This is a genomic window from Treponema saccharophilum DSM 2985, from assembly GCF_000255555.1.
Classification (GTDB): domain Bacteria; phylum Spirochaetota; class Spirochaetia; order Treponematales; family Treponemataceae; genus Treponema_D; species Treponema_D saccharophilum.
This window is the reverse complement of the sequence record NZ_AGRW01000041.1, coordinates 51,738-63,814: the sequence shown is the minus strand read 5'-3', so window position 1 is coordinate 63,814 and position 12,077 is coordinate 51,738. Positions and strand designations below refer to the sequence as shown.

Below are 12,077 nucleotides of genomic sequence, written 5' to 3'. Positions count from 1 at the left end.
ATGACGTACGGATACATTCGCGTTAGCACGAGCAGGCAGACCGTCGCGAACCAGAAATTCGAGATTTCGGAATTTTGCGTGCGGAACGGTCTGGCTGTCGATTCGTGGATTGAGGAGACGATAAGCGGGACCGTCGACCCGAGCAGGCGCGAGCTCGGCAGGCTTTTGTCCGACATAAAGCGCGGCGACATCATCATCTGCTCGGAGCTTTCCCGGCTTGGAAGAAGCCTTTTCATGATTATGTCGATTCTCAACATCCTCATGGAAAAAGGCGCGCGGGTGTGGACGATAAAGGACAACTACAGGCTCGGGGACGACATACAGAGCAAGGTGCTCGCGTTCGCGTTCGGCATCAGCGCGGAAATCGAGCGGAACCTCATAAGCCAGCGAACGAAGGAGGCGCTCGAGCGGAAGAAAAGCGAGGGTGTCAGGCTCGGTCGTCCGCCCGGCTCGGCGTCGGAAAAGAGCAAGCTCGACGGCGCTGAGCTTTCCGTGAGCGTGATGGTTTGTTCGGGGACGAGCATAAACAGGATTGCGAAGCTGCTCGGGACGCACCGGAAAACGGTCAAGCTTTTTATAGAAAAAAAGAACCTCGCGTCGGAAACGGGTATGGAGCGTGTCCGGGCTTTGTGGAGCGCGCCCTGAAAGCTATTCTGTGACTCGGGCGCGGTTTTTCTTTATTTCCGAGCGGATTTTTTTCAGTTTCAGCTTTTTCTCCTTGCTCGCGCGCGTCGGCTTCGTCTTTTTCCGCTTTTTTGGGACGCGGAGCGCGGTCTCTATTCTGTTTTCGAGCCGTGCGTAGGCGATTTTCCTGTTGAGCTCCTGGCTCCGCTCGTCCTCGACGCTGATTGTGATGAATCCGTCCGCGTTTATGATTGGCGAGAGCTTTTCGCAAAGCCGCCCGCGCTCCTCCTCCGTGATTCCCGCGACATCGGAGACGGAGAGCGCGATATGGACTTTCGTGTTCACTTTGTTGACGTTCTGCCCGCCTTTCCCGCCGCTTCTGGAAAAAGTGAGCTGCGATTTTTCGGTTATCGATTTCCGTAGTTCGGTTGTGTTCATAATCATTTCCTCCGACGCGATTCTACATCGATTCGGTGTTTCCATACAGGCATACTTTATGGAAGGAATTGCTTTTTCTTGTGCGGAAAAAATATCAGCAGGCGTGCTTTTTGTGCGGGACCCGCGCTGTGATGGTATAATAGGATTGTCTGTTTTTCGGAGGCGCGTATGGTTCGGTTTGTCTTTCTGGGGCTTCTGATTCCCTTTTTGGGGACTGCTCTCGGTTCGGGATGCGTTTTTCTTATGAACGGAAGCCTCGGGGATTCCCTGCGGCGGTGGCTTTTGGGATTTGCGGCGGGCGTGATGGTCGCGGCTTCCGTATGGTCGCTTCTTATTCCGGGCATGGAGCTGTCCTCCGCGATGGGGCGGCTCGCGTTCGTTCCTGCATTGACGGGTTTTCTTCTCGGAATCGCGTTCCTGTTCCTCCTCGACAGGATTGTCCCCCATCTTCATGCGGCATCCGAGAAGCCCGAGGGAATAAAGGCGCGGATTTCGAGGACGATGATGCTCGTTTTTGCCGTCACGCTCCACAATATTCCCGAGGGAATGGCGGTCGGCGTCGTGCTTGGCGCGATGGTCAGCGGGATTTCCGATTTGTCTGTCGCGGACGGGCTCGCGCTTTCCATCGGAATCGCAATACAGAATTTTCCGGAAGGCGCGATAATCTCGATGCCGCTCAGAGGCGAGGGGAATTCGCGCGCGAAGTCGTTCTGCTTCGGGGTTCTGTCCGGGATTGTCGAGCCGGTTGCGGGCGCCGTCACGATTCTGCTCATCGGCGCCGTGCAGTCGGTTCTTCCGTACCTGCTCGCGTTCGCGGCGGGGGCGATGATTTACGTTGTCGTTGAGGAGCTCATTCCCGAGGCGACGAGCGACGAGAAGACGGATGTCTGCACGATAGGATTCGCGGTCGGGTTTGCCCTCATGATGGTGCTCGACGTCGCGCTCGGCTGAGAATCGTGCAGGCGGATTACGTAGTCGCGCTCGGCTGAAAGCACCCGGCTGTCCTGCATCAGTTCCTCGACAATTGCGGAATTCTCCGCTTCCGTCAGGTTCCTTCCTGCTGAAAGGACGCACATCTTCATCGTGTTCATGATGTAGACGACGCGGAGTTTGTGCTTTTGCGCGAGTGCGCGTGCTGTTTCTTCAGTGTCGCCGTCCCCGATGGCTATTATGAATGTCGATGACGAGAACTCCCGCCCGTCGTTGTCTACGATTGTTGCGGGGGGATTCTGTTTCGTGGCTGTTCCTGCTTGCGACGCGCATGAAAGGAACATCGCCGCCGAAAGAACTGCGGGAATAATAATTTTTGTCATGGGTTCCTCGTTTTTGGATAAAATTGACCTGAAATAACAATATTTTATTCAGGTGGACTTTTTGCGGGCTGCATTTATGCTTCCATTTTATTCTATATTTTATATAATTTAAATGAGAGGTAAGTTATGCGAGATTTTTCATTTTTTGGAGTCGTGGCGCTCGCCGCATCGCTTTTGTTTGGCGGGTGCGATGGGACTGGGAAAAAGATGAGCAGGGGACCCGTTCCGGACAAGTCTGTTTCCGGAAAAATCCTCAATATCTCTCTTGATACTTCCATTGATTCGCTTGACCCGCAGAAGGCCGTCTACGCGTCTGCTTTTGAGCTTATCGGCAACATGATTGACGGTCTTATGCAGATGGATGACGACGGTTCCGTCAAGAAAGCCTTGTGCAAGGAGGAGATTGTCTCTTCCGACGGCCTCCACTACACGTTCAAGCTGAGGGATGACGTTTATTGGTCGAACGGTGTTCCGGTGACTGCCCACGATTTCGTGTACGGCTGGCAGCGGGCGATTGACCCCGCGACGAAATCGGAGTACGCGTTCATGATAAGCGACATCGCGCAGGTGAAGAACGCTACCGCAATTCAGGCGGGACAGATGGACGCCAACCAGCTCGGAGTCCGCGCGGTCGACGACTATACATTCGAGGTCGAACTTCAGGTTCCGGTGTCGTATTTCGACCAGCTCCTCTATTTCTGCACCTTCTATCCGGCGAACAAGGCATTCGTCGAGTCGTGCGGCGACTCTTATGCGACAAGCCCCGAGACATGCCTTGCGAACGGCGCATTCCTCCTCACCGAATATTCGTCGTCCGGAAAAACGCTCTCATTCATAAAGAACACTGCCTACTACGATGCTTCCGTCGTAAAGCTCGGCGGGCTTCATTATGAGGTCATCGAAAGCAGCGACGAGAAACTCCGGAAATACCAGAGCGGTCAGCTCGATTTCGTCGAGATTTCTGGAGATACCGTTGCGAAGATGCGCGGCTCGCCCGATTTCCGCTCGGTTGATTCGGGATTCCTCTATTATGTGACGTTCAATTTTGACGACAAGAATTTTGCGAACAGGAACTTGCGGCGTGCCTTCACTTTTGCCGTTGACAGGGAAATTATCGCGGATGAGCTCGCCGACGGTTCCGCGCCGGCGTATGCGGCAATTCCGCGCGGGTTCGCGTTCTCACGGTCGGGGCAGGACTTCACGGCGAGCGGCATCGAATTCCCCGAGCACTGCTCGTACAATCCGGAGCTTGCGAGAAGGCATTTTGACGAGGCGAAAAGGGAGCTGGGCGTTTCCTCTCTCAACCTGACGCTCCTCACTGCCGACGGCGAGGCGCAGGTCATCGCTGCGAATTCGATAAAGCGGCAGATTGAGTCCCTTTTCCCGGAAGTGAGCATATCGATTGACAAGGTTCCGAAATCGCAGAGGCGCAAGCTTATGAGCGCGGGAAAATTCGAGTTCGGGCTGAACAACTGGGGCCCGGATTACGCTGACCCGATGACCTATCTTGCGATGTGGGTGACGGGAAACGACAACAATCAGGGAAATTACTTTAACCCGAAATACAACGCGCTCATATCAAGCTGCACCGACGGCGACTTGTGCACGAAACCCGACGAGAGATGGAAGGCATTGAAGCAGGCGGAGCTTATGGTTATGGACGATGCCGTCATAATGCCAATATATCAGAAGTGCAATGCGGACCTCATAAATCCGTCCGTCAGGAACATTGCGTTCCATGCGGTTGCCATAAACAGGATATACAAGAAAACGACGAAGTGATTCGGCGCTTTCTTTCGGTTGCGATTTTTAGTTCAGGGGATGCAAAGTATGGGAAACAATAACAGCGCTTCGCGTTTGGCAAAGAAGAAATTCGGACATCTTGCGGTTCAGTTTTCGGTGAAGCTTGTCTCGATGCTTCTTGTCCTCTTCGTTATCCAGGGCGTGTTCATCGTGCGTACCGTAAGGAATTCGACGAAGCAGGATTATTCGGATTTCAGCTCAAAGGTTATCGGCGAGGACGCCGGAAAAATCCAGAACTGGAATGATGTGCTCGTGAACGATTTGAGGATTTATTCCGACAACGATGTCACGAAAACGGGCGATACGGACAGGATTCTCGGATGGCTCCTCTCACATGAGTCGATAAAGAATCCGCTTTTCAATTACATCGTGTTCTGCACTCCCGACGGCGTGGGGCATTCGAGCGACGGCAAGACGATAACGGTCATATCGAAACCTTTCTTCCGCTCGATAATGAAGGACGGGAAAGACCATTTTGTCTCGAACATCGATTTTCAGCTTGACGGCACCGTCTGCTATTACATAGCTCGGCCCGCCTACGATGCGTCCGGCGCGCTTATCGGCGTTTTTGCCGGCGCGGTGAAGCTCGACGAGATTGACAAGATGATAGGCGAGCTTTCGATGGGAAAGGCGGGAAGGGCAATCCTCGTCGGAAGCAACGGCGTGCTCATCTCCCATATGCACGGGCAGGCTAAGTATATGGATTTGTCGTACAGCGACAAGGCCGGTTTCTCAGGTCTTACCGACATAGCCCGGCATGCGTGCGCGGGGGAGACGGGCGAGGGATATTATGTCGACCCGAACGGCGTGCGGACGTTCTCGTCCTTCGTGCCGGTTCCGGGAACGCCGTGGACCGCAATCCTCACGATTCCGCTGTGGCAGATTGACGAGGCGGGGAATTCGCTCCGCGCGATGATTATCGCGATAAACATAATAATCGGTATTCTCGTTGCGCTCGCGGGCATCGTTTTCCTTTTCATCGCGATTCAGCCGCTCCGCGTTGTCCGCAACAGCATAAACCAGATTGCCTCGGGGGACGCCGACCTCACGCAGCATGTCGTCGTGAAGAGCAACAACGAAATCGGCGCGCTTGGCGAGGGATTCAACATCTTCATGACGAAGCTCCGCACCATTGTCAGCGGCGTCAAGGAGTCGAAGACAATGCTTGAGACCGTGAACATCGGTCTTCAGGACAGGATTGAGGAGAACGGAAAATCGATTCAGGAGATAATCTACGACCTGAACGATATCGGCGCGCAGGTTCAGAGCCAGGCGGCGAGCGTCTCGGAAACGGCGAGCGCGGTTGAGGAGATTTCCAAGAACATCGAGTCGCTTGAGCACATGATTGAGACGCAGTCGAGCGGGGTGACGCAGGCGAGCGCGGCGGTCGAGGAGATGATAGGGAACATCAGGAGCGTGAATGTTTCCGTCGGGCATATGGCGACTTCTTTCGGCGGCCTGACGAAGAACGCGGAGGACGGAATCGCGCGTCAGAACGACGTCAACGAGCGCATCAGGAAAATCGAGGAGCAGTCGAAAATGCTTCAGGACGCGAACAAGACGATTTCGGCGATTGCGTCTCAGACGAACCTTCTGGCGATGAACGCGGCAATCGAGGCTGCCCATGCCGGAAGCGCGGGACGGGGATTCTCCGTCGTCGCAGACGAAATCAGGAAGCTTTCGATAACGTCGTCGGCGCAGTCGAAGACGATCCGCGAGGAGCTCAACAAGATTCAGGGCGCGATAAACGAGGTCGTGAACGCGTCGCAGGCTTCGAGCGATTCGTTTGCCGCCGTCAGCAGCAGCATCAGCACGACGCAGCAGCTTGTCCTCCAGATTCAAAGCGCGATGGAGGAGCAGCAGGAAGGCTCGAAGCAGATTGGCGAGGCGCTCAAACTTATGAACGACAACACGTCCGAAGTGCGCGCGGCGTCGCACGAGATGGCGGAGGGAAACAAGGCGATTCTCGTGGAGGTCGACCAGCTGCGTGACACGACTTCCGTCATCAAGGCGAGCATGGAAAAGATATCGGACAGCGCGGGAAGAATCAGGGAGTCGAGCGATTCGCTGAACGAGATATCCGGATCGGTCCACGAGACTGTCGAGAAAATCGGCGGTCAGATAGACCTTTTCACCGTCTGATTTTCGATTTCCGGGGACAAAAAAGCCGTTCCTTTTTGAGGAACGGCTTTTTTCTTGGAAGATTTCGAATCAGTAATTGTCCGCCTTCACCTGGAAGAAGCTTTGCGGATGGCTGCAGACGGGGCACACGGCGGGCGCTTTCTTTCCGACGCAGATGTGGCCGCAGTTCGCGCACTGCCATACGACGTCGCCGTCCTTCGAGAACACGAGGTCGCCTTCGATGTTGGCGAGAAGCTTCTTGTATCGCTCTTCGTGCTCCTTTTCGATTGCCGCAACTCCCTCAAAAAGGGCGGCAATCCTGTCGAATCCCTCCTCGCGCGCTTCCTTCGCGAATTGAGGATACATTTCCGTCCATTCGTAGTGCTCTCCGCCGGCCGCTTCCCTGAGGTTGTCCAGCGTCGAGCCGATTCCTCCGGAAAGAAGCTTGAACCAGATTTTTGCGTGTTCCTTCTCGTTCGCGGCTGTTTCCTCAAAAAGTGCGGCTATCTGCTCGAACCCGTCTTTCCTCGCTTTTGAGGCGAAGTACGTGTACTTGTTCCGCGCCTCGCTTTCTCCTGCAAACGCGGCGAGCAGATTCTGCTCCGTCTTTGATCCTTTCAGCTCCATGTCAGCACCCCCTAAAGTTGGATTTATTTTTTTAAACCGGAAAAAACTTCCCGGAATTTCTCCCGACAACCTGCCCTCATTCCACGACGGTGAATTTCGAGATGACGAACCGCCCGTCCTTCAGCGTCTCGAATCCCAGAAGCTCCTTCCTGTTCACGATGCCCTTGAGCCTGAGCATGTGCCCCTGCTTCTCTGTTATGTCCCGTATCGTGAACGCCGCGTCGTGCGCCACGTCGAGCGTGTAGTTCTCGCCCTTGTCCGTGACGAACCCGACGAACGTGTGCGGCTCGGAGCCGTATATCTGGATGTAGCCGGTTATGCTTTTCTTCCCGAAGAACGGGAACGCCGAGGCCGCCGCCGAAATCATGACGGCAGCGACAAAAAGTATCGTCTTCCTCATTTTTTCCTCGTGCGCCTCTATTTCAGCGTGATGAAAATCTTCAGGGTGTTCGCGCCGCTCTTCGTGAACTGCACCGTGTCGCTCGTCGTTCCCGAGCCGTATGTCCCTACGGCGTGCATCTGGATTCCGTAGTTCGGGCGCAGGTCGATGTTGTATATGTCGTTGCTGAATACGAACGGCCCGCTGTAGCCGCTTTTGTATCCGTCATACGCGGCTTTTCCGTATGAGTATGTGTAGCCATCGATGTTTTGTGGCGAGTAGGTGTCGCTGAAGATGTCGATTCTGCTCATCGGATAATAGTATTGCGTTGAATATTCGTGGTATTCCTCTCCTCCTTCTGCGTCCTTGTTCAGCGTGTAGTTGGAGTCGCCGTGGAGCGCGCGGAGGAACTGCCCGAACAAATCATCGAACGTGTACGATGTGCCGTTCACCGAATTCACCGCGCTCACAATCGACTCGTTGTTCGCGTATTCGTTTTCCATCATCTTCTTCACGAGCGTCGCCCCGCCGTACTGGCGGCAGAGCCATGCGCCGAACGCGTACGATGTCGCATACGAGAGCGCCGCGTTTGAGTCGTCCCTGTATTCGCGGATTCCCGAGCCGAAGTAGAGCGCGTTGAAATCCTTGATTCTGCTTTTCGGGGAATTGTCGTCGTCGATTTCGAGGAATTCCTGCATCATGTCCTCGCAGAGCATCGAGAGCATCTCGTTGTAGCTCGTGTCGGGCGACAGGTTGTGCTGTATGTTCTTCATGTTGAAGTTGACCATGTGCTGGAATTCGTGCGCGAGCGTCGATATCGTATCGTCGAAATTTGCGTTCGCGTACCCGGAGTCGATGTAGAAATACTTTCCGATGTTCGATTTTCCGATTACGGTGCCAGAGTAGAGCGAGCTCTTCGTGCAGTAGTAGTCCTTCGCGTAGAAATAGCCGACAATTCCGACCGTCGAGACGGTTTCCTCGTCTTTGTAGTCGGCTCCGATGTCGTAGATTACGATGTTCACTTTCTTTCCCGTGTCGCTGACGGTTTCGATGTCTGTCGGCGTTTCCGTGTCGTAATCGATTATTTTGTCCGACTCGTTTCCGAAAACGTTCGTTATGACGGGATACATCGCATCGAATTTCTCGGCGTATTCTTCGGCGGTTTTGGTTTTGACTTTGTTTCCGCCGGCAGTTTCGCTGTAGTAGTCGTCGACGACCCAGACGTAGCAATTTTCGCCTTTCGCGCGCAATGTGGCGTTTTTCTCCTCGAATTTGCTTACGGATTCGTCCGTGTCGACGTATATTTTCTTCGTTGCCCCGATATCGTAGTCGGCGACGACGCTTGTCGTGCTCGGCGTTCCCGTCGTCGCGGCTCTCGCCGGCGCGAAATCGAATTCAGGAAGCTTCTCCCCGACGAAATGCCGTTTTCCCGTCGCCCCGGCGGTTGTTCCGTCCAAGGACATGTGCGGGAATCCTGGAACCGACGGCGTTTCCGTTATGAGCGCTGAAGATACGACTTTGCGGAGTTTTTTGTATCCTATCGTCGCGTTTTCGGGGTTTACGAGCGTGTAGTAAAGCGTTTTTCCGCCCAAGTCCCCGTTTATTTTTACGGAAAGCGTGTCGGAATCAAGCTCGAACACGTTGCTCGTGGCCGAGTAGTTCCATGTTTTCGTTCCCGTCGCATCGACCGACTCGACTTTTACATATTCCGTTTCGTATTCAGTAAGAAGCTCGCATGACGCAAGCGATAGTGATGCCGAGGCGATTGCAAAAGCTTTTGAAATTCTCATTGTGTAAGTCCTCCTTTGTGTGAAGTGCATTTCGCTGGATTGCCGGCAGCCTTTTTTTTCGGACATGCCGATACGTGATTATAACTCATTTGCCCGTTTTTTTAGATTTTTCCTTAGGCTGTTGTCCGGATTTTCGGCGGATACATGATTTCTAGTGCCGTTCCGAACGGATTTCGCAGAAATCATGATTCGGAATCTGTGTGCGCATGACAAAAACCAAAACAACTGTTTTTCCAGGCGGAGCCTTTCCTTAAAAATCGTGCGGGAAAATCAGCGGGAAACGGCGTATTGTGATGGCTGCGCGCGATTTTTTCTATGGGCTTTTCCTTTTCTGGACGGCTTTTTTGATGAGAGTTCTCTTACGCTCTTCTCATGTGCGGCTAAAGGTGGCGTAGCGCGAATCCGGTAGTATATGGCCATGCGTTGCGGGGAACCTGCGGCGCTCGACTCCTCCTTACGTGAAAGGAAAAAAAACACGGAGCACCCCGGAATCGTCGATTTCGGGGTGTTTTTTTGCGCGCGGGATTTTCGGAAGGCGCCTCCCTTATTCTATCTGAGTCGCTCGATTGCCGAAAGAAGCCGCTCCACTTCCTCCCGCTCCGTTGCCCAGCTTGTCGCGAAACGAACCGCGATTTTTCCGTTGCCGCATTTTTCCCAGACGCTGAAGCCGATTTCCTTCGCGAGTTTTTTTGCGAATTCCTCGTCGAGGATTACGAACTGCTGGTTTGTCGGCGAGTCGATGAGGAACTCGAAATTCATGCGCGACAGGCCTTCCTTCATGAGCATCGCGTTTTCGATTGCGCGCCGGCTTATCTTCAGGTAAAGGTCGTCCGTGAAAAGCGTGTCGAACTGCACGCCCATCAGCCGCCCCTTCGCCATGAGCGCGCCGTGCTTCTTGACGAAATTCTGGAAGTGTGCCGGCTCGTTCCCCTTCGTGAAGACGACGGCCTCACCGCACAGCGCGCCGACTTTCGTCCCGCCGATGGTGAAGGCTTCGCAGAGCGACGACAAATCTTTTATTGAGATGTCGCAGCTGTCGCTTGCAAGCCCGTAGCCGAGCCGCGCGCCGTCGATGAAAAGCGGCATCCCGCGGCTTTCGCAGACTTCGTGTATTTCGGAAAGCTCCTTTTTCGAGTAGAGCGTCCCGTATTCCGTGGGGAACGAGATGTAGACGGGGCCGGGGAACACCATATGCTCGCGGCTTCCGTCGCTTTCAAAATCTTCTATAAATTTGAGCAGCTCGCCGGCGCGGATTTTCCCGTCGTGCGACGGGATGGCGAGGACTTTGCGCCCCGTGAATTCGACTGCGCCAGCCTCGTGGCAGTTTATGTGCCCCGTCGTCGCCGCGACGATTCCCTCGAACGGGCGGGCGAGCGAGTCGAGCACAATCTGGTTCGCCTGCGTCCCGCCGGAAATGAACGTAATCTGCGCGGAATCGTTGCCGAGCGCCGCGCGGATTTTTTCCTGCGCGCTTTTGCAGAACGAATCGGCGCCGTATCCGCTTTCCTGAACCATGTTCGTCTCCACAAGGCGCTCAAGAATTTTCGGGTGCGCGCCCTGCGTGTAGTCGCTTTCGAATGTCATCGCGCTGCCCCCATTGTGACGGCTTTCGCGAGCTGGTCGGCGCAGCTCGTCCCTTTTGTGCCGCACGTGTTCCCGAGCAGCTTCGCCGCGATTTCCTCGCCGGTCATTCCCTCGCAGAGTTTCGCTATCGCCTTCAGGTTTCCGTTGCATCCCCCTTCGAACGATATTCCGTGAATCCTGTTCTGCCCGTCGCGGGAGAATGTTATCTTCCTCGCGCACGTTCCCGACGTCGTGAATTCGACTGTTTCCATCAACGACCTCCGTTTTTTTTTGTTTGTTCCGGAATGATACATCATATATGTGGATTTGCTCTGAAAAGCGCGCCTGGTGCGTTCCTGTTTTACTGCATCTCGTCCTGGATGCGCGCGCCCATCAGGAATGCGCTTGCCGTCGATTTTGGGGCGTTCCTCTTTCGCGCAGTTTTTTCCGTGCCGGCTTTTTTCGGGGGGAACGAGGCGCACGTGTACGAGTATGCGAACGCGTCAAGGAGCGGGATGTTTTTCCCGTCTATGCTCTCGTCGCGCGATTTCATTATGCAGTAGAACCTTCCGCGCTCCTCGTCGCCAAGGCTCCGCCCGATTCCGATCGCGATGTGCGCGTCCTGCTCGATGTCGCCTGCCTCGCGGAACAATCCTTCCGCGATTATGTCCGATTTGTTCTGCTTCTTGTCCTCGTCCGTCCGCCCGAACTGCGCGCCCGCGATGCAGATTATGCCCCTGTTCATCGCCGAATCCGCAATCTGGTGGCTCGTCTCCTGAATCTGCACCTGCCTCGAGCAGCTTTCATATCCGTCGGGAATCCTCAGATGCTGGATGTAGTCGATGAGGACGATTCTCCCGCTCCTGCTCATGTTTATCGTGTCCATCATCTCCCGGAACGAATGCGAGCGCGGCCCGTCGAATATCGCGAGCTTCCCGTCTGCCATCATCTTTCCGATTTCCGCTTTCGCGCCCGTTATGAGGTTCCTGAAAAATCCGCCGTTTCCTTTGTCCGACGAGCGGAGAATTTCCTTCGCCGCGCCCCTCGCTCCCGTCTGCATTTTGAGAAGCTCCTGCCGCTCGTTCCCGCTCGCCGTCGAGAACGCTTCGTTCAGTATCATCCTGAAAAGAATCTGGTTCGGCGACTCCTCGCTCGTCACGAAAAGAACGTTCTTCCCGTGCCGGAGCGCGTCCATCGCGATGGAGACGAGCATCGTCGTCTTTCCGCGTCCCGTCCGCGCCCCGATGTACGAGAGCGTTCCCGTGGGGAACAGGACCGGCGAATTTTCCCGCGATGGCAGAAGCGCGCAGGCGTATCCACCGTCGGTTCCGGTGTCCAGTATGTACCTGTCGAATTCGTCCAGGCTTGAGATAAGCAGATTGTCGTGTTCTTTTTTTATATGGGGCATAATCCCTGTCT

The 12,077-nt window shown here is 54.7% G+C and carries 11 protein-coding genes; 4 read left to right on the top strand and 7 right to left on the bottom strand.

All coding sequences use genetic code 11. The features are described 5' to 3' along the window. Nucleotides 1-645, top strand: coding sequence for a master DNA invertase Mpi family serine-type recombinase (locus tag TRESADRAFT_RS04845; RefSeq protein WP_050985033.1), 645 nt, complete (start codon nt 1-3; stop codon nt 643-645). A gap of 3 nt (nt 646-648) precedes the next feature. Here the strand turns inward: TRESADRAFT_RS04845 and arfB are convergent, their stop codons facing one another. Further along, nucleotides 649-1,062 carry an alternative ribosome rescue aminoacyl-tRNA hydrolase ArfB gene (arfB, locus tag TRESADRAFT_RS04840; protein WP_002703394.1) on the bottom strand — a complete coding sequence of 138 codons (414 nt, stop codon included), beginning with the start codon at nt 1,060-1,062 and terminating at the stop codon, nt 649-651. Nucleotides 1,063-1,230: 168 nt separating this feature from the next. Between arfB and TRESADRAFT_RS04835 the strand changes: the two genes are divergently transcribed. The 3 genes from TRESADRAFT_RS04835 (at nt 1,231) to TRESADRAFT_RS04825 (ending at nt 6,320) form a co-directional block, all read left to right on the top strand. Next, the gene (locus TRESADRAFT_RS04835) at nt 1,231-2,013 is read left to right on the top strand and encodes a ZIP family metal transporter (protein WP_002703393.1); all 783 of its coding nucleotides are present in this window, start codon (nt 1,231-1,233) and stop codon (nt 2,011-2,013) included. Between the two features lie 569 nt (nt 2,014-2,582). Then, nucleotides 2,583-4,157 (top strand): peptide ABC transporter substrate-binding protein, encoded by a 1,575-nt coding sequence (locus TRESADRAFT_RS04830; protein ID WP_050985030.1) that lies wholly within the window; start codon nt 2,583-2,585, stop codon nt 4,155-4,157. Between the two features lie 48 nt (nt 4,158-4,205). Continuing rightward, nucleotides 4,206-6,320: a methyl-accepting chemotaxis protein gene (locus TRESADRAFT_RS04825; RefSeq protein ID WP_002703390.1), complete on the top strand. Its 2,115-nt coding sequence runs from the start codon at nt 4,206-4,208 to the stop codon at nt 6,318-6,320. Nucleotides 6,321-6,389: 69 nt separating this feature from the next. On the opposite strand, the gene rbr is transcribed toward TRESADRAFT_RS04825, so the two are convergent. From rbr to TRESADRAFT_RS04795, 6 genes are all read right to left on the bottom strand, one after another. Next, nucleotides 6,390-6,926, bottom strand: coding sequence for a rubrerythrin (gene rbr, locus TRESADRAFT_RS04820; protein WP_002703388.1), 537 nt, complete (start codon nt 6,924-6,926; stop codon nt 6,390-6,392). Between the two features lie 76 nt (nt 6,927-7,002). Next, entirely contained in the window at nt 7,003-7,326 is a 324-nt protein-coding gene (locus TRESADRAFT_RS04815) for a hypothetical protein (protein WP_002703386.1), read from the bottom strand. Nucleotides 7,327-7,343: 17 nt separating this feature from the next. After that, a complete protein-coding gene (locus TRESADRAFT_RS04810; RefSeq protein WP_002703384.1) occupies nt 7,344-9,095 on the bottom strand; it encodes a M30 family metallopeptidase in 1,752 nt (583 codons plus the stop codon). 549 nt (nt 9,096-9,644) lie between these two features. Beyond that, a complete protein-coding gene (locus tag TRESADRAFT_RS04805; protein WP_002703382.1) occupies nt 9,645-10,679 on the bottom strand; it encodes a threonine aldolase family protein in 1,035 nt (344 codons plus the stop codon). Then, complete coding sequence (locus TRESADRAFT_RS04800; RefSeq protein WP_002703381.1) at nt 10,676-10,930, bottom strand: TIGR03905 family TSCPD domain-containing protein; 255 nt, start codon at nt 10,928-10,930, stop codon at nt 10,676-10,678. Before TRESADRAFT_RS04800 ends, TRESADRAFT_RS04805 begins: the two co-directional genes overlap by 4 nt. A gap of 89 nt (nt 10,931-11,019) precedes the next feature. Continuing rightward, a complete protein-coding gene (locus TRESADRAFT_RS04795; RefSeq protein ID WP_002703379.1) occupies nt 11,020-12,066 on the bottom strand; it encodes a DnaB-like helicase C-terminal domain-containing protein in 1,047 nt (348 codons plus the stop codon). Nucleotides 12,067-12,077: the final 11 nt, after the last annotated feature.

Excerpts from the sequence above, each read along its gene's own strand:
- TRESADRAFT_RS04825 (WP_002703390.1), top strand. The coding sequence starts at position 4,206 with ATGGGAAACAATAACAGCGCTTCGCGTTTGGCAAAGAAGAAATTCGGA.
- TRESADRAFT_RS04830 (WP_050985030.1), top strand. The coding sequence starts at position 2,583 with ATGAGCAGGGGACCCGTTCCGGACAAGTCTGTTTCCGGAAAAATCCTC.
- rbr (WP_002703388.1), bottom strand. The coding sequence starts at position 6,926 with ATGGAGCTGAAAGGATCAAAGACGGAGCAGAATCTGCTCGCCGCGTTT.
- arfB (WP_002703394.1), bottom strand. The coding sequence starts at position 1,062 with ATGAACACAACCGAACTACGGAAATCGATAACCGAAAAATCGCAGCTC.
- TRESADRAFT_RS04835 (WP_002703393.1), top strand. The coding sequence starts at position 1,231 with ATGGTTCGGTTTGTCTTTCTGGGGCTTCTGATTCCCTTTTTGGGGACT.
- TRESADRAFT_RS04795 (WP_002703379.1), bottom strand. The coding sequence starts at position 12,066 with ATGCCCCATATAAAAAAAGAACACGACAATCTGCTTATCTCAAGCCTG.
- TRESADRAFT_RS04815 (WP_002703386.1), bottom strand. The coding sequence starts at position 7,326 with ATGAGGAAGACGATACTTTTTGTCGCTGCCGTCATGATTTCGGCGGCG.
- TRESADRAFT_RS04810 (WP_002703384.1), bottom strand. The coding sequence starts at position 9,095 with ATGAGAATTTCAAAAGCTTTTGCAATCGCCTCGGCATCACTATCGCTT.
- TRESADRAFT_RS04845 (WP_050985033.1), top strand. The coding sequence starts at position 1 with ATGACGTACGGATACATTCGCGTTAGCACGAGCAGGCAGACCGTCGCG.
- TRESADRAFT_RS04800 (WP_002703381.1), bottom strand. The coding sequence starts at position 10,930 with ATGGAAACAGTCGAATTCACGACGTCGGGAACGTGCGCGAGGAAGATA.
- TRESADRAFT_RS04805 (WP_002703382.1), bottom strand. The coding sequence starts at position 10,679 with ATGACATTCGAAAGCGACTACACGCAGGGCGCGCACCCGAAAATTCTT.